Source organism: Marinagarivorans sp. (assembly GCF_982758155.1).
Window position 1 is genome coordinate 16011 of the sequence record NZ_CEXWTU010000029.1, and the last position, 15735, is coordinate 31745.

At 46.9% G+C, this 15735-nt stretch carries 16 protein-coding genes and 1 pseudogene; 9 read left to right on the forward strand and 8 right to left on the reverse strand.

From position 1 onward, the window contains the following. Window positions 1-2 precede the first annotated feature (2 nt). From fabD to tmk, 7 genes are all read left to right on the forward strand, one after another. Entirely contained in the window at window positions 3-929 is a 927-nt protein-coding gene (gene fabD, locus AC3A8L_RS05590; protein WP_487961249.1) for an ACP S-malonyltransferase, read from the forward strand. A gap of 44 nt (window positions 930-973) precedes the next feature. After that, on the forward strand, window positions 974-1717 hold the full coding sequence (gene fabG / locus AC3A8L_RS05595) for a 3-oxoacyl-ACP reductase FabG (RefSeq protein ID WP_487961250.1): 744 nt from the start codon (window positions 974-976) through the stop codon (window positions 1715-1717). 309 nt (window positions 1718-2026) lie between these two features. Further along, on the forward strand, window positions 2027-2263 hold the full coding sequence (acpP, locus tag AC3A8L_RS05600) for an acyl carrier protein (RefSeq protein ID WP_487961251.1): 237 nt from the start codon (window positions 2027-2029) through the stop codon (window positions 2261-2263). Window positions 2264-2429: 166 nt separating this feature from the next. After that, window positions 2430-3674, forward strand: coding sequence for a beta-ketoacyl-ACP synthase II (fabF, locus tag AC3A8L_RS05605; RefSeq protein WP_487961252.1), 1245 nt, complete (start codon window positions 2430-2432; stop codon window positions 3672-3674). Window positions 3675-3712: 38 nt separating this feature from the next. Next, the gene (gene pabC / locus AC3A8L_RS05610) at window positions 3713-4588 is read left to right on the forward strand and encodes an aminodeoxychorismate lyase (RefSeq protein ID WP_487961253.1); all 876 of its coding nucleotides are present in this window, start codon (window positions 3713-3715) and stop codon (window positions 4586-4588) included. Then, window positions 4581-5666, forward strand: coding sequence for an endolytic transglycosylase MltG (gene mltG / locus AC3A8L_RS05615; RefSeq protein WP_487961254.1), 1086 nt, complete (start codon window positions 4581-4583; stop codon window positions 5664-5666). Before pabC ends, mltG begins: the two co-directional genes overlap by 8 nt. A gap of 3 nt (window positions 5667-5669) precedes the next feature. After that, window positions 5670-6287 carry a dTMP kinase gene (tmk, locus tag AC3A8L_RS05620; protein WP_487961255.1) on the forward strand — a complete coding sequence of 206 codons (618 nt, stop codon included), beginning with the start codon at window positions 5670-5672 and terminating at the stop codon, window positions 6285-6287. 7 nt (window positions 6288-6294) lie between these two features. On the opposite strand, the gene AC3A8L_RS05625 is transcribed toward tmk, so the two are convergent. From AC3A8L_RS05625 to AC3A8L_RS05635, 3 genes are all read right to left on the reverse strand, one after another. After that, window positions 6295-7563, reverse strand: coding sequence for a hypothetical protein (locus AC3A8L_RS05625; protein ID WP_487961256.1), 1269 nt, complete (start codon window positions 7561-7563; stop codon window positions 6295-6297). A 23-nt stretch (window positions 7564-7586) separates the two neighbouring features. Then, window positions 7587-8246 (reverse strand): SDR family oxidoreductase, encoded by a 660-nt coding sequence (locus tag AC3A8L_RS05630; protein WP_487961257.1) that lies wholly within the window; start codon window positions 8244-8246, stop codon window positions 7587-7589. A gap of 219 nt (window positions 8247-8465) precedes the next feature. After that, complete coding sequence (locus AC3A8L_RS05635; protein ID WP_487961258.1) at window positions 8466-9416, reverse strand: acetyl-CoA carboxylase carboxyltransferase subunit alpha; 951 nt, start codon at window positions 9414-9416, stop codon at window positions 8466-8468. A gap of 198 nt (window positions 9417-9614) precedes the next feature. Between AC3A8L_RS05635 and AC3A8L_RS05640 the strand changes: the two genes are divergently transcribed. Next, a complete protein-coding gene (locus AC3A8L_RS05640; protein WP_487961259.1) occupies window positions 9615-10802 on the forward strand; it encodes a thiolase family protein in 1188 nt (395 codons plus the stop codon). On the opposite strand, the gene AC3A8L_RS05645 is transcribed toward AC3A8L_RS05640, so the two are convergent. The 5 genes and pseudogenes from AC3A8L_RS05645 to AC3A8L_RS05665 all read right to left on the reverse strand — a co-directional run bounded on the left by AC3A8L_RS05645 (window position 10794) and on the right by AC3A8L_RS05665 (window position 14642). Continuing rightward, complete coding sequence (locus AC3A8L_RS05645) at window positions 10794-12293, reverse strand: YifB family Mg chelatase-like AAA ATPase (protein ID WP_487961260.1); 1500 nt, start codon at window positions 12291-12293, stop codon at window positions 10794-10796. The genes AC3A8L_RS05640 and AC3A8L_RS05645 overlap by 9 nt on opposite strands. A 21-nt stretch (window positions 12294-12314) precedes the next feature. Further along, window positions 12315-13187 carry a DNA ligase gene (locus tag AC3A8L_RS05650; protein ID WP_487961261.1) on the reverse strand — a complete coding sequence of 291 codons (873 nt, stop codon included), beginning with the start codon at window positions 13185-13187 and terminating at the stop codon, window positions 12315-12317. A gap of 41 nt (window positions 13188-13228) precedes the next feature. Next, complete coding sequence (locus tag AC3A8L_RS05655) at window positions 13229-13828, reverse strand: cellulose binding domain-containing protein (RefSeq protein ID WP_487961264.1); 600 nt, start codon at window positions 13826-13828, stop codon at window positions 13229-13231. 72 nt (window positions 13829-13900) lie between these two features. Then, window positions 13901-14332, reverse strand: a pseudogene (locus tag AC3A8L_RS05660) (serine/threonine-protein kinase); the annotation flags it as partial. Between the two features lie 10 nt (window positions 14333-14342). Continuing rightward, window positions 14343-14642 carry a serine/threonine protein kinase gene (locus AC3A8L_RS05665; RefSeq protein WP_487961262.1) on the reverse strand — a complete coding sequence of 100 codons (300 nt, stop codon included), beginning with the start codon at window positions 14640-14642 and terminating at the stop codon, window positions 14343-14345. 181 nt (window positions 14643-14823) lie between these two features. On the opposite strand from AC3A8L_RS05665, the gene pssA reads away from it, so the two are divergent. Then, the gene (gene pssA, locus AC3A8L_RS05670; protein WP_487961263.1) at window positions 14824-15672 is read left to right on the forward strand and encodes a CDP-diacylglycerol--serine O-phosphatidyltransferase; all 849 of its coding nucleotides are present in this window, start codon (window positions 14824-14826) and stop codon (window positions 15670-15672) included. Window positions 15673-15735: the final 63 nt, after the last annotated feature.

The window sequence follows — 15735 nt, forward strand, 5'->3', positions numbered from 1 at the left end:
AAATGTCAGATAACTCATTAGCGTTTGTTTTTCCTGGGCAGGGCTCGCAAAGCGTCGGCATGATTGCCGATGTAGCACAGGAGTACCCTGAAGTTGAAGAAACATTTGCACAGGCCAGTGAAGCACTGGGTTTTGATTTGTGGGCTTTGGTGCAAGAGGATCCGCAGGAAATATTGGGTTTGACTGAAAATGCACAGCCTGCACTTTTGGCCGCTAGTGTCGCCATTTGGCGCATCTATCAGAAGCAGGGCAAGACGCAGCCCGCCATTTTGGCTGGCCACAGCTTGGGCGAGTGGTCGGCATTAGTCTGCGCTGGGGTTATTGATTTTGCAGAGGCTATTAAACTTGTGCGCTTACGTGGTCAATATATGCAGCAAGCTGTGCCGGTCGGTGTTGGTACAATGGCAGCCATTATTGGGTTGGATGATGCGATAGTCGAAGAGCTTTGCCAAAAAGCGACTGAGCAAGGCGTTGTTGAAACGGTTAATTACAACTCTCCAGGGCAGCTTGTTATTGCGGGTGAAGTGGCGGCGGTCGAGAGTGCTATGGCACTGTGCAAAGAGGCGGGAGCTAAGCGTGTACTGCCTTTAGCGGTAAGTGCGCCGTTCCATACCTCAATGATGAAGCCGGCTGCGGATAACTTGGCAAAACATATTGCAGAAACGACGTTTAATGCGCCAGCCATACCTGTTCTTCATAATGTTGGTGTGTCGACAGAAATTGATCCAGAAGCGATAAAGCAGCGGGTAATTCAGCAAATCTACTCTGCGGTACCTTGGGTGGCGTCAGTTAATGTCTTGGTTGATCAAGGTATTGAAACCGTTGTTGAGTGTGGGCCTGGCAAGGTACTTTCTGGCTTAAATCGACGGATTCACAAACCTTTGAACTGCGTGGCCTTGGGTAGTGCCGCAGCACTGGCTGTTGAGTGATTTTGAGCTGAAAGCTAAAACAATAATAGAGTGAGGAGTTAGGTATGAGTGATGTAAAGCGCGTAGCGTTAGTAACCGGTGCGAGCCGCGGTATTGGTGCTGCCATTGCCCAAAAGCTAGGTGCAGAGGGTTTTATTGTTATTGGTACGGCAACCAGTGAAAAGGGTGCTGCGGCGATTACCGAGCGATTAAACGCAGCGGAGATCGAAGGCGAAGGCATGGTGTTAAATGTGACCGATGGCGAATCTGTCACTGCTGTGGTGGCTGAAATCGCTAAGAAATACGCGGCTGTTACCGTGCTGGTCAATAACGCCGGTATTACTAAAGATAATCTGCTTATGCGTATGAGCGATGATGAGTGGCTTGATGTTATTGATACTAACCTCAATTCTATTTTCCGCTTAACGAGGGCGTGCCTGCGCGGCATGTTGAAAGCTAAGTGGGGGCGTGTAGTTAGCATTACCTCGATCGTCGGTTGTATGGGGAATGCAGGGCAAACGAATTATGCGGCGACAAAAGCAGGGGTTGCTGGTTTTTCGCGTTCTATGGCGCAAGAGGTGGGCTCGCGTAATATTACGGTGAACGCTGTGGCGCCAGGCTTTATTGATACCGATATGACTAAAGCGCTACCTGAAGAACAGCGCAAAAAATTAGAGTCGTCTATTGCTCTAAATCGTTTAGGTCAGCCCGAGGAAATTGCCGGTGTGGTTGCCTTTTTGTGCAGCGATGCAGCCGCCTACGTGACGGGTGAAACTGTTCAGGTAAACGGCGGAATGTACATGCAGTAACACTTTTAGGTGCGGATTTTTCAACAAGTCCAGTGCCTTAACTTACTGTTTATAAAGGTAAATTTAACTAATAGCTAATAAATTTTGTGCGGTGCATTACAACATTGAGAAAATCGCGCTAAAATGCGCGCCTCAGTTTACCCCGCCAGCGCCAAATGTGGGTTGTTTGTGTGATTGTTGGCGGTGTATAAGCACAAATTTTATGGGGTTGAGGCAGGGTTTTATCTGCATTAGCACTACAGCAAATTTTGTAGTTATTTTTTATTACATTTGTATCATTTAAAGCGACTTTAGGAGTTACTAAATATCATGAGCAGCATCGAAGAACGCGTAAAAAAAATCGTTGCCGAGCAATTAGGCGTTAAAGAAGATGAAGTGAAAACTGAAGCTTCTTTCGTTGAAGACCTTGGTGCAGACTCTTTGGATACCGTTGAGTTGGTAATGGCTTTGGAAGAGGAATTCGAAACTGAAATTCCTGACGAAGAAGCAGAGAAAATCACCACAGTTCAACTTGCTATCAACTACATCAACGAGAACTTGGGCTAAGCCTAGTTTTTGGTAGTTACAGCTCTTGCGAAAGCCGTCTATGCAAATAGCACGGCTTTTGTTGTATAAGGGCTTCTAATATTGACACATACACCCGGTTTTAGTGATTTGGCTCAGGCTGAATAGCAAAAAGCGGTTGAGTTTATGAAGGTTTTTGGGGGTTAAAGTGAACCGCAAGCGCGTTGTAATCACCGGGATGGGCATGGTAAGCCCAGTCGGACATACTGTGGCCGAATCTTGGGATTCAGTGGTAAATGGTCGAAGTGGCGTGAGCGCCATTGAGCACTTCGACGCTAGCGCTTTTACTACTCGGTTCAGCGCCTCCGTCAAAAACTTTGATTTGTCACCGTATATGAGTGACAAAGAAGCACGAAAAAACGACCCGTTTATCCAGTTTGGTATGGCGGCTGGAGTACAGGCCATCGAAGACTCGGGTTTGACCATTGAAAACGCCGATGCTGAACGCATTGGTTGTGTGATTGGTTCCGGCATTGGTGGTTTGGGGTCGATTGAAGATACCTCGATTCTTATTAAAGAGCGGGGCCCTCGTCGGGTTTCTCCGTTCTTTGTTCCCGGCTCTATTATCAACATGATTGCGGGTAATTTGTCGATCAGGTACGGCTTTAAGGGCACTAACCTTGCGGTGACAACGGCTTGCACTACGGGTACCCATGCTATTGGGTTAGCGGCTCGAGAGATTATGTTTGGTTATGCCGATGCCGTTGTGTGTGGTGGCGCCGAAATGGCAACAACCCCAGTTGGGATTGGCGGTTTTGGTGCAGCACGAGCATTATCAAAGCGTAACGACGATCCGCAAAAAGCGAGCCGGCCCTGGGATAAAGACCGTGACGGCTTTGTTTTAGGCGATGGCGCGGGTGTGTTAGTGCTGGAAGAGTACGAACATGCCAAAGCGCGTGGAGCCAAAATTTATGCTGAACTATCGGGTTTTGGTACCAGTAGCGACGCGTTTCATATGACTTCCCCGCCTGAGGATGGAGCGGGTGCGGCCAAATCTATGCTCAACGCACTCAAGGATGCCGGTATGGACCCTAGTGCTGTGCAGTATATTAATGCTCATGGCACCTCTACACCAGCGGGTGACAAGGCTGAGTGCGCTGCAGTTAAAAGTGTTTTTTCTGCGCATGCTAAAGATGTCGCCGTCAGTTCAACCAAATCAATGACGGGCCACCTTTTAGGTGCTGCTGGCGCAATTGAAGCAATTTTCAGTGTTATGGCAATTGTTGATCAAGTGGCCCCGCCGACCATCAATTTGGATTCGCCTGATGAAGGTTGCGACCTCAATTTTGTGCCACACAAGGCGCAGAAAATGACGATCGATGTTGCTATGAGTAATTCCTTTGGTTTTGGTGGCACTAACGGAACCTTGGTATTTTCTAAGGTTAGCGCGTAGGTTTGGTGAGCGTTTTATGCTTGTATTGGCGGCGCTAAATGCCAGCTCATAGCATGAGCCAACACAGTTTGTGGCAAGTGAATGGCCATTTTGGTGGCAGCTTGCCAATGTCGGATCGCGGCTTAGCTTATGGCGATGGCCTGTTTGAAACATTGTATTTTCAGTATGGGCGATGCACTTTAGCTCGCTTTCATTGGGCGCGCTTGCTAAAAGGGTGTGAGCGGTTATCAATTCCGCTCTCCGAAGAGCAGTTGTTAAGCGACCTTCAGTTATTCTTAACCAACCTAGCAAAGCAAAAGAGCGTACCTGACGGTATTGTTAAGCTTATTGTAACGCGAGGTTCTGGAGGGCGAGGTTATGTGCCTCCCGATAAGCCGCAGGCTACATTGATTTGGCAGTGGTTTCCTTTAGTTGAATCATCTATGGAAGCTTTAGAGGGTGTTGCTTTAAGCGTTAGTTCTATTCGTTTAGCAAAGCAATCACAGCTGGCGGGTTTAAAGCATCTCAATCGCTTGGAGTATGTTCTCGCGGGTCAAGCTGCCGCAGAGGATAAAATTCCATTACTGTTGGATACCGATGGTCTTGTTATCGAAACGCTCTCACACAATATATTTTTTGTTAGAGCGGGGGTGATGATTACGCCCAGTTTAATGTATTGCGGTGTTGATGGCGTATTAAAACAATTTCTACAGCAACAGCTGGCGCCGTCTTTGAGTGTGAAAGTACAAGAAGAGAATATTTCGCTCGATCAACTAATGGCTGCTGATGAAGTTTTTATCGGTAATAGTGTGCGAGGCTTTTGGCCTGTCACGTCGTTAACATCGAATGAAAAAACAGTGCGTTGGTCAATAGGCAACATCTGTCGTCAATTTCAAACATCACATCAACGGTATTTACAATCTGCCCATGGCTAATTCAATAGTTACCCGAGTGACCGTCGCTATCATTGCATGGTTATTGATTATGGCGGTTCTTGCCGGTGTTTATCTTTGGCAGTGGTTACATACAGAACAATTTATCCCCGCTAATGAGCGTGTTTTGGTAGTGGAAAAAGGGCAGGGTGTTGGTCGGGTTGCGAATACTTTAGCTGAACGGAATTTTTTGCGCTGGCCTTTAGTTTGGCGAGCTTATGCCCGGTTTTTACAGCCTGAAACATTAAAAGCGGGTGAGTATGCTTTGGCGGCTTATGAGTCACCGGTTGCGTTATTAATACGGTTTCAAGCTGGTGAAGTTATTAGCTACAACATGACTTTTGCTGAAGGTTTAACGATTAAAGAGTGGTTGGCTTTACTTGCGGCGGAACCCAAGCTTAAGAAAGTGGTGAGTGATATGAGTCCGGCTCAAATTGCTGTTGAATTGGGTATACCTGCAGAAAACCCTGAAGGGTGGTTTTTCCCGGACACCTATCGTTTTGAAAAAGGTGATAGTGATTTAGATGTATTGCAGAGAGCTTACGAAAAAATGCAGATTGAGCTGGCTAGTCAGTGGGCGCGCCGACAGCCATCTCTTCCATACGATTCGCCCTATGAGGCATTGATTATGGCTTCTATCGTGGAGCGGGAAACGGGAGTTCCGCAGGAGCGGCCTGATATTGCAGGTGTTTTTGTTCGTCGATTACAAAAAAGAATGCGCCTGCAAACAGACCCTACAGTTATTTACGGTATGGGCGAGGACTATAATGGGCGTATTCGGCGAGTGCACCTGAAAGCACCAACGCCATATAACACTTACGTTATTAAAGGGCTACCGCCAACGCCGATCGCTAACCCTGGCCGTGAGGCTATTGCCGCAGCAGTAAACCCGGCCGATGGCGCGGCGTTATATTTTGTGGCCAAAGGTGACGGTAGCCATCAGTTCTCTGCAACGCTCGAGCAGCACAATAAAGCGGTTCGAAAATATCAATTAAAGCGTAAGGCTGATTACTCTTCAACAGTAAAGCCTGCGAAGTCGACGAGTTCTTCAAGTTCCGTTTCTTCGGTCAATAGAGGTTAATTTATGCGGGGACGATTTATTACCGTTGAAGGCACTGAAGGTGTTGGTAAGTCGACGAATATCGCTGTTATTAAGCAGTGGCTGGAAAGTCGAAGTATTAATTATGTAGCAACGCGTGAACCTGGCGGCACACCACTGGCAGAATCGCTGAGGGAGTTACTGTTAGCTAACCGAGAAGAGTCTGTTGACGCAACGGCTGAGCTACTTATGGTTTTTGCCGCAAGAGCGCAACATCTTAATACCTTTATCAAGCCGCATTTAGATGCGGGTACTTGGGTGTTAAGTGACCGCTTTACGGACGCGACATACGCCTATCAAGGCTGTGGGCGAGGTTTGGATCTTGAACTTATTTCGCAATTAGAGTCGTTAGTGCAAAAAACACTTCGTCCAGACCTGACAATTTATTTGGATGTTGATGTAAAGGTCGGTTTGGCGCGGGCAGCAGCGCGTGGTGAGCTAGATCGTTTTGAAAAAGAAGATGTTGAGTTTTTTGAGCGGGTACGCCAAGGCTACTTAACTCGCGTATCTGAAGATCGGGATCGTTATTTGGTCGTAGATGCAGGTCAAAGTTTGTTGGCGGTTAAAGACGATTTGTTAGCAGCGTTGGACTCTGCTTTTTAAAGAGTCTCTATTCAGTAGGTTGCGAATCAAATAAGGTATTAAATAGCGCAATTTTTTGTAGCTGTAGTAGTTCCATTTTGGGGTACTTCTGGCGAGTTAGTGCGTGAATGAATTTTAAAGTTTTAAATCCATCAAACCAATCATGAGCCATGCGCTCTGTCTGAATCCCACTTTTTGATTGTTTCTTAATATGTTCAAACAGCACCTGAATTTTTATACTATTTAATGCGTATTGAGTTGTAGTATTTAACGTAATGAGCGGGTTTTCGGGTGTGGTGAGAATGCGGTTGTGCAACTCGGATAAAAAATCTAACCATTCTTTTAAGTGCACAAAAACTTGCGGGTTGAAATCTAAGTGAATGCTGTTTTTCAATAAGGCATAAACGGCGGGTCCGGTGCCAAATGGCACACGTAACGATGCCCTTGGTTTTAAATGTATCGTTTGCGCCATGGCATAAACGGGTGCCAATTTCGTGAGTTTATTGAGTAGGTAGAAATCCTCCCCTCCAGCCCGCTTTGGAAAACCTCTGACCAGACAGTAATAATTGGGTTGTATGGCCATGGCGCTACCAAGTGTAGTAAACGCATAGTGCGATCCCGCATAAGCAAGGCCGTTGCGATAATAGAGTATGCTTTTTTCATAAAGCTGATTAGCTGATTCCGTTTTCTTTTGACTCTCACTCTTTGTTGTTTCAAAAAACCGGTGCGAAAAAGCATAGTTTAAGGCGCTGTATTGATTGTTTGCTGGCGGCGCATTGAAATAATTATTTGGTAAGCTGGCATCGGCATCGGTGCAGTGTAACCAGCTTGGTAGGATGCATCCCTTTGCGATTAGCTCGATGGCAATATCACAGCCGAATTTACGGGCATAGCCTACACCTTGTTTTTCTGGCGTACCTGGGTTGCACTGGTTTACGCATAAAAAATCACATTGCGCAGCCGTTAGCCTAGTCAGTTTATAAATACTATTTTCATAGGTATCCGTCGGCGCGAGTGTGTTGATGTAATCCCAAAGTCTTTGGTTTAGGCGCGTTATAGTCTTGTGGCGATTGCAGGGTTGATTAATAACAATAATAACCAGTATTTTTTTACAATCGTGAAAGTTTTGTTGTACCAAGCGACGAATAAAAGCGGTGCTTTCGTTGTAAGCGGGTATGACCAGTGCGTGGCTGTAATGAGTTTTATTAACGTCAAAACAGCCATTGAGCTGCGCAGCCGTTTCGCGAATTAAAGGCTCGGCGTATTGCGCAAGATACTTCTTGGCGGCTGGCAGCATAGTCAGTGTGTTCTTCTAGTTAATTACCACGGTAGAACTTCACCGTTGGAATGCCAGAAGGTGCCCGTGTTTTCGAGTGTTAAACCATCAATACGTGCTGAAAGCCGTTCGGCGGCGGTTTGGGCCGAAATATCACCTGCGTGCCCCACCATATCCGTTTGCACAAAACCGGGGTGTAATATGGCGACGCTAATTCCTTTAGGGGCTAAGTCTATAGCCAAAGATTTTGCGCCTGCATTCAGTGCGGCTTTAGACATTCTGTAACCATAGTAGCCGCCGGAGCCATTGTCTGTAATTGAGCCCATACGGCTTGTGATAACAGCGACTTTACTACTATTATTTAATTGCTCTAACAATGCATGGGTGATGTTGATGGGCGCTAATGCATTGATTAAGAATTGTTGCTCAATAGTCGACGGAATAAAATCATTCAGCGTTTCGCTACGCAATATTCCAGCGTTGTTAATTAAAATATCGATTTTTTTGTTGTGCAGTTGCTGCGCTAAGTTTGCGAGAGAATCGCCACAGCTAATATCAATATTTTGAATAATATTGGCTTGGCTCAGGTTCAAGGCTTCTGAGCTTTGTCGGCAAATGGCCGTGACTTGATGCCCTAAGGCAATGTAATGTTGTGTGAGCGCTAGCCCGATACCGCGGTTCGCACCTGTAATAACAATATGCATGGTGGTTTCCCTCTTTAATTGTTACCTATAAAAAACGCCCCGAAGGGCGTAAGGGACGAGGCAATAATAGTTTATCCAATTAGGCGAAGAGATCGACTTTCTTATCGAGGCGCTTAAAGGGGCGCATGCCGGGGCATGTAACGCTTTGAGCAACGAAGGTAGGGGAGTCGATATCAAGTATTAGTGGATGAAATATTGTTTCCTCGTCCCTTAGGTGTTTTATTCGTTGCCGTAACTCATTAACCGCTCATAGCGTTTTGCAAGTAGCTCTTCTGGGTCTATTGCGCAGAGTTCATCAAGCTGTGCGCTCAAGCGTTCTTTCAACACTTCAGCCATTACGTCTGGATTGCGGTGCGCGCCACCTAATGGCTCAGGAATTGTCTCGTCAATAATGCCGAGTTCTTCAAGCTTGCTGGATGTTACACCCATGGCTTCGGCGGCAAGAGGGGCTTTTTCCACGGTTTTCCAAATAATGTTGGCGCAACCTTCTGGTGAAATAACAAAATAGGTTGAGTACTGGAGCATATTGAGGTGATCGCCTACACCAATTGCCAATGCACCTCCGGAGGAGCCTTCGCCAATAACCGTGCAGATGATTGGGGTATTTAGTCGGCTCATTACGGCGAGGTTTTGCGCGATGGCTTCACTGATGCCTCGTTCTTCGCTATCGATGCCAGGGTAGGCTCCGGGGGTGTCGATTAGTGTGATGATGGGGAGTTTGAAGCGTTCAGCCATTTCCATTAGACGCAAAGCTTTACGGTAACCTTCTGGACGAGGCATGCCAAAGTTGCGAGAGACTTTTTCTTGTACGGTGCGACCTTTCTCTTCACCAATGATCATTACGCTGCGGCCGTTAATACGGCCAATGCCTGCAATAATGGCGGAGTCATCACCAAAGTGGCGATCACCGTGCAGTTCGTCCCAGTCGTCGACCATGCGAGAAATGTAATCGCTGGTATAGGGGCGCTGGGGGTGGCGAGCAACCTGCACGGTTTGCCAAGGTGTTAAGTTGTTGTAAATGCTCTCGGTTTCCTTTTTTAGCTTTTGTCGCAAGCTGTCAATTTCATCCGAGATATCAACATCTTGGTCAGTGCTGGCGAGCTTCAGCTCAGCGATTTGGCCTTCGAATTTGGCGATATCTTGTTCAAAACTCAGGTAATTTAAATTCATGGTGCTGCTCTACCGCGTTTGCGTTTGTTGTGGCATGCGTAGCAACAAACGTTCAGCTTGTTGCTTTTACATGCGCCAAAAAATGGGCGCAAGTGTACCATTAAGTAAGCAAACGCTAAACAGTTGGCCTTTACTGTTAGAGTACAAATTCTAAAAATGAAAGCATAAAAACAAAAGCAAAGAGAATGGGAGGCAAATATGGTGGCTCGTTTAGACAGCGTGGTGATTGTTGGGATGGCGAGGACACCCATGGGTGTAATGCAAGGTGCGTTGAGTACTTGCACGGCGGCTGATTTAGGCGCAGCGGCGATTACTGGAGCACTAAGGAATGGTGGTTTAGATGCTGATCAGGTGAGTGAAGTCATTATGGGGTGTGTTTTACCCGCCGGAATAGGGCAGGCACCGGCTAGGCAGGCGGCATTGAAGGCGGGGTTACCAGCAAGCGTTTGTACAACAACGGTAAACAAAGTCTGCGGTTCTGGCATGAAGGCTGTAATGCAGGGTGTTGATGCTATCCGCTGCGGCAGTGCGACTGTGGTAGTTGCAGGCGGTATGGAAAGTATGACGAATGCCCCCCACATGCTAGCAAAAGCGCGGCAAGGATACCGCTTGGGGCATGGCGAATTATTGGATCACATGTTTACTGATGGATTGCAGGATGCTTATAGCGGGGTCTTGATGGGGGTGTTTGCTGAGGCTACTGCGGAAAAATATGATTTCACGCGTAAAGAGCAGGATGCTTTTGCCTTGGAGTCCCTTAGGCGGGCAAGTCAGGCCGTAGCAGAAGGTCATTTTAAGCAAGAAATAACGCCAATCACTATTGATGGGCGAAAAGGTGCAATAACCGTGGACTCGGATGAATCCATAGCGGCAGCTCGACCGGATAAAATTCCGAATCTTAAACCGGCATTTAAGACAGGTGGAACGGTGACGGCTGCTAACGCCAGCTCTATCGCTGATGGGGCGGCCGCATTACTGCTAATGTCCAAAAGTGAAGCCTTGGCGCGCGGGCTTGCACCGTTGGCTGAGATAAAAGCCTATACCGAATTTGCGCAGGCACCGGAATGGTTTACTACGGCTCCAGTGGGAGCCATTAATAAAGTGCTTGCCCTTAGTGAATGGGATATTGGCGATGTTGATTTGTTTGAAGTTAACGAGGCGTTTGCCGTTGTGACAATGGCAGCTATTCACGACTTGGGTTTGGATCCAGATAAAGTCAATGTGCGTGGCGGCGCATGTGCATTGGGGCACCCGCTGGGGGCTTCGGGTGCAAGAATTATCGTTACACTCATTGCAGCCCTGCAGTCCAAACAGCAAAAACGGGGCGTGGCTAGCTTATGTATTGGCGGGGGGGAGGCAACAGCGATTGCATTGGAGCTATTGTGATCGATCGAGCGCGCGGTAACTTAATGCTTCCCCGAGGTGCGTAGAGGATATCTTTACTGCACCGGCCATGTCGGCAAGTGTTCGGCTGACTCGTAAAATGCGGTCGTAACCTCTTGCGGACATGTTAAGTTTTGTTACGGCTTGTTCTAGTAAGTTTTTACTGGCTTGATCTAAAGCGCAGTGTTCTTGTAATAGCGATCCTTTTAGTTGGCTGTTGGCAGACTGTTGTCGTGTGAATTGTAAGCTTCTGCAATGCTCTACGCGTGCGCGAACGGTGGCGCTGTTTTCGCCTTGTGGTTTGTTGTGCAAATCGCTAATTGGAAGCGTGATGACGGGAACATGTAAGTCGATACGATCTAAAAGGGGGCCAGATATTTTCTGCCTGTATCGTGAGATTTGTTGTGGGCTGCACCGGCAACGCTGTGTTTGGTCGCCAGCATAGCCACAAGGGCAAGGGTTCATTGCGGCAATCAGCTGAAATTGTGCGGGGAACTCTACTTGAGCGTTGGCTCTAGATATTGCTATGCGCCCGCTTTCGAGTGGCTCTCGAAGCACTTCAAGCACTGCGCGTGGAAATTCGGGTAACTCATCAAGAAATAGGACGCCCTGATGGGCGAGCGAGATTTCTCCTGGCCTTGGGTTCCCACCTCCGCCCACAAGTGCTACGGCAGAGGCCGTGTGGTGAGGCGCTCGAAATGGGCGTTGCCGCCATTGATTAGGGTTCGTTTTACCGATAATTGATTGAATGGTTGCGACATCAAGGGCTTCGTTATTCTCTAGCGGTGGCAAGATTCCGCCAAGTCTTGCGGCCAGCATGCTTTTACCTGTGCCAGGGGGGCCAAAAAATAATAGATTATGGCCACCGGAGGCAGCCACTTCTAAGGCTCTTCGAGCTTGCAGCTGACCTTTCACGTCGGCTAAGTCTGGATAAACAATGGTATTTTCGGGTATAAACTCTTTTTGCGGTGATGGCAGGTTTACGCGCTGGTGTAAGTGAGCTGCGACCTCCAGTAAGGATCGCGCGACTAGGCTATTGTCCGGTGCGCAAAAAGCGGCTTCTTGTTGATTGTCGAGAGGACAAATAAGGATTCTTTTCGCATCGACGCAGGCTTTTGCGCTCGCAATGGCACCGCGAACGCCGCGCAGCTCACCGGTTAATGCTAGCTCCCCAATAAACTCGTAATTGTTGAGTCCGGTTGAAGGAATTTGTTCTGATGCGGCAAGAATACCTAGCGCGATTGCTAAATCATAGCGGCCACTTTGTTTGGGGAGGTCTGCAGGGGCAAGGTTTACGGTAATGCGACGTTGAGGAAATTCAAAGTGGCTATTCACAATAGCGCTTCGAACTCTGTCTTTACTTTCTTTTACCGCAGTTTCTGGTAAACCAACAATGGTGAATGCAGGTAAGCCATTGGCGAGGTGAACCTCGGTTTGCACGCATGGCGCGTCTACGCCGAGGAGTGCGCGAGTATGAATAACGGCAAGAGACATAATATTCCTAGTGCTGTTTTTTTATACAGTATAGCTATGGGCTCTTAATTTGCGAACTCGCTGTTTTTCGGGTGCGAAATAACTGGCAAATCTTGGCGTCCCCTTTCGGGTTAGACCAAAATACTTATAAGTAATAGTGCTGCCTATTGGGGGTGGCGCTTGGCGATCGTTATCGCTTAAGCCGCTCCCGATATTGAATGCAATGCCATTTTCAATTTCGACGATAAGGGCGCCTGTTTTTCCAGTGTACTTACCTTTTCCTGCTGTATAGCCAACGACGATGGCTTCAGCATCTTGATAACTTTTTACTTTCAGTAGGTCGTTTGATCTTGTGCCTGAATAAAGGCTTGAGCCAAGATGTAGCATGAGCCCTTCACCGCCTAGCTGTTCAATGTCGTGTAAGTGTTGCTGAAGCTGGGGTTGGGTTTTGACTTTAAATTGAGCGATAGGGGACCAGAAGTCATTGGGGTGATTAATATACAGCGCGTTAAGTGCGGTTAATCGCTGGTTAAATGTGCCTTTATTCTTCGGTAAATCGAAGATTTTGTACTGCACTTTATGCCATTGAGAGCTTGGGGTTTGATGGGATTGAATAATTCCATTCATCTTTTCAAAAGATTGTCGGCCTAACCATAGTTCACCGTCTAAAGGGGTATTGGGTAGTTTGTTTTTTAGGTCGTTTGGGAGCTTAATGATATTCCCGCTACGGGTCATTAATGTGTGGCCATTCCAGAAAGCGCGAACACCATCTAGTTTCTCGCTAACCCAGTAATCATTTAAATTTATGTTTTGCTCTGGCTTGTAAGTGTTGGCCAATAATAGTTGAGGTGTTTTTGCGTAGCCGTAAAGAGGAAGGAAAAAAGCGGCTAATAAAAATAGAGTGTAAAATCTCATCACTAACATCCCTGTGTGATTTAAATACATTGTGCTGCGTGTTAACCATTGCAGTGTAGGCTATTAAGTTGGTTTGGTGCGGTCCCATTTCCTTGAAATTCAAGTTTGAGGGTGCTTTGGGCATTAATTTTTTTGCTCCACTCGTGAGGACTCAGTACGGTAATTTTGTTTTCGCGCCCAATTTTTGAGCTGTATGAGTTCGTAATCTTGCCGTTTTGGGGGGATGGAAAACTAATGCGCCAATTAGTTATGGTTTGATTTGATGTGTTGTTGAGTAATATTTGGCCTTGCCAGCCATCCCCCCAGCTATTTAGCAGTTTGTAGGTGCACGTTAAAGTTGCCGGCTTTATTGCTGGTTGTTTGTGCTGATCTTTGGTGTGTTCTATTGCCGTCGTGGGTTTGTTGGTGAGTGGAGGGTATAAGCGTAGCTCTTTAGCGCTTACCGGGTTTGAATTATCTTCATGAGAAAAAGGTGTTTTTGTAGTAAATACCCAAAGAAGGCACAGCAGTACAGTTGCGGTAATCGCTGCGCTGATTACCGTGGTTTTGAGGTTGCTTAATATAGTCGTCGTCGGCGGTGGGGTTTTGGGTGTTTTTGATGCGTGCGTAAGAGCTTCGCTGTCGTCATTGATAGACTGCACCAGTGTTGCTAAATTCCCGATAGAAACTTCTCCTACGGCCTCCGCAAACTCTGCTGCAGATTGGTATCTGTCGTTGGGGGATTTGGCGAGTGCTTTATTTATAATGTTCTGAAAGCATTGATACATGGCGGGTAGAATAGGGATGGGGCTAGTGAAGTGCTTGATGCCTATGTCAACTTCAGAGTCACCGCTATAGGGGATTTGCCCCGTTAATGAATAATACAAAACGACTCCTAGGCTGTAGATGTCTGTTGTGTGATCTACCTGTTTCCCGAGTGCTTGCTCAGGGCTCATGTAGTGGGGGGTGCCTAATGTCATTCCTGTTTGCGTAAGTTCTTGTTTGTTTTGGTGTGCTTTCGCAATGCCAAAATCAGTCAGTAAAGCTCTATGATCATTTTTCTGGATCAATATGTTTTGCGGTTTTATGTCTCTATGGATAACGCCTTGTTGGTGTGCATAATCGAGGGCGTTGGCAATATCTTGAATAATCTTAAGGCGCGTAACTAAGGAGAGCTTATTTTAGGTCGCTGCCATCGATGTAAGCCATTACAAGGTAAAGCGTTGACCCGTTTGTATTTGGGGTTGAGCCGTAATCAAAAATAGTGACGATATTAGGGTGTGAAAGCTGGCTTGCTATCCTTGCTTCTTGAGCAAAGCGTTCAGAGAAGCTTTCATCTTTATTAAGATCTTCGCTAATTACCTTAATGGCAACCTGCCGGCCTAAGGAAGTTTGTTCGGCTAAGTAGACTGTTGCCATGCCACCGGCATCAATTGGACGGTTTATGATATAGCCTGGAATTTCCAGTGTATTCATTGTTTGGGCTCTAATGTCATTTTTAATGTTCACCGTGGCAATATATCAATTACAAATAAGGGTGTGTGTGATTGATACGACAACTATCTGTTGCTGGGAGGGTTGGCATCATCGTTAGCTGGAGTATGATGCGCGGGTAAATTTAACGGGGTTGCCCCCACTATTGCGAGTTGAGCTTAGTATGCCGAATCCAGATGACAACAACTTTAATGATGTTGATGAGCATCCAATTTCACAGATTGTTGATGAGCATGTAGAAGAGGTTGAAGAGAAAGGTAAAAAGATCCGACGCAAGGGTGTCTATCTATTGCCAAATCTATTTACGACTGCTGCGCTATTTGCGGGCTTCTTTGCCATTGTTTCGGGGATGAATGGTGACTTCGCAAATGCGGGAATGGCAATTTTTGCTGCTCAAATGCTCGACGGATTTGATGGCCGCGTTGCCCGGATGACGAATACCACGAGCGCTTTTGGTGTTCAGTACGATAGTTTGTCGGACATGGTGTCGTTTGGGCTTGCGCCAGCGCTGGTAATGTTTAGTTGGGGGTTGGAGCCGTTAGGTCAGCTGGGGTGGGCTGCCGCTTTCATTTTTTGTGCTTGTGGTGCATTACGTTTGGCTCGTTTTAATACTCAAGTTGAGGTTGTTGATAATCGTTATTTTGTCGGGCTGGCTAGCCCGCCGGCAGCGGCTATTCTTGCAGGTATTGTGTGGAGCTGGTCGGATACAGTTCCGTCGTATGAGGTTTCAGTCGCTTTAGCGATAATGACAACTGTAATTGGCTTGCTAATGGTTTCAAATATTCGTTATACCTCTTTTAAGGGGTTGGATTTAAAGGGGCGTGTTCCATTTGTAGTCTTGTTCGCGGCAGTACTTATCTTTGTGCTGGTAACTGTTGATCCGGCACGCATGCTTCTTCTTATGGCGGTCACCTATTGTTTCTCTGGGCCTGTTGCCTGGGGGGTGGGTCTTTTGCGAGCAAAAGCGCCAGCGGTAGCCTCTGAAGGCGCCGATGAAAAAGAGCCAAAATAAATAGTTTCAAAAAGAGCTTGCGCGGATGATTTAAGTGCCTATAATGCGCGCCTCCTCACAGGG

What these genes read in the sequence shown, in the direction of transcription:
- AC3A8L_RS05645 (WP_487961260.1), bottom strand. Translation starts at nt 12,293, where the DNA reads ATGTCTCTTGCCGTTATTCATACTCGCGCACTCCTCGGCGTAGACGCG.
- fabG (WP_487961250.1), top strand. Translation starts at nt 974, where the DNA reads ATGAGTGATGTAAAGCGCGTAGCGTTAGTAACCGGTGCGAGCCGCGGT.
- tmk (WP_487961255.1), top strand. Translation starts at nt 5,670, where the DNA reads ATGCGGGGACGATTTATTACCGTTGAAGGCACTGAAGGTGTTGGTAAG.
- pabC (WP_487961253.1), top strand. Translation starts at nt 3,713, where the DNA reads ATGCCAGCTCATAGCATGAGCCAACACAGTTTGTGGCAAGTGAATGGC.
- acpP (WP_487961251.1), top strand. Translation starts at nt 2,027, where the DNA reads ATGAGCAGCATCGAAGAACGCGTAAAAAAAATCGTTGCCGAGCAATTA.
- mltG (WP_487961254.1), top strand. Translation starts at nt 4,581, where the DNA reads ATGGCTAATTCAATAGTTACCCGAGTGACCGTCGCTATCATTGCATGG.
- AC3A8L_RS05625 (WP_487961256.1), bottom strand. Translation starts at nt 7,563, where the DNA reads ATGCTGCCAGCCGCCAAGAAGTATCTTGCGCAATACGCCGAGCCTTTA.
- pssA (WP_487961263.1), top strand. Translation starts at nt 14,824, where the DNA reads ATGCCGAATCCAGATGACAACAACTTTAATGATGTTGATGAGCATCCA.
- AC3A8L_RS05665 (WP_487961262.1), bottom strand. Translation starts at nt 14,642, where the DNA reads ATGAATACACTGGAAATTCCAGGCTATATCATAAACCGTCCAATTGAT.
- AC3A8L_RS05630 (WP_487961257.1), bottom strand. Translation starts at nt 8,246, where the DNA reads ATGCATATTGTTATTACAGGTGCGAACCGCGGTATCGGGCTAGCGCTC.
- fabD (WP_487961249.1), top strand. Translation starts at nt 3, where the DNA reads ATGTCAGATAACTCATTAGCGTTTGTTTTTCCTGGGCAGGGCTCGCAA.
- AC3A8L_RS05635 (WP_487961258.1), bottom strand. Translation starts at nt 9,416, where the DNA reads ATGAATTTAAATTACCTGAGTTTTGAACAAGATATCGCCAAATTCGAA.
- AC3A8L_RS05650 (WP_487961261.1), bottom strand. Translation starts at nt 13,187, where the DNA reads ATGAGATTTTACACTCTATTTTTATTAGCCGCTTTTTTCCTTCCTCTT.
- AC3A8L_RS05640 (WP_487961259.1), top strand. Translation starts at nt 9,615, where the DNA reads ATGGTGGCTCGTTTAGACAGCGTGGTGATTGTTGGGATGGCGAGGACA.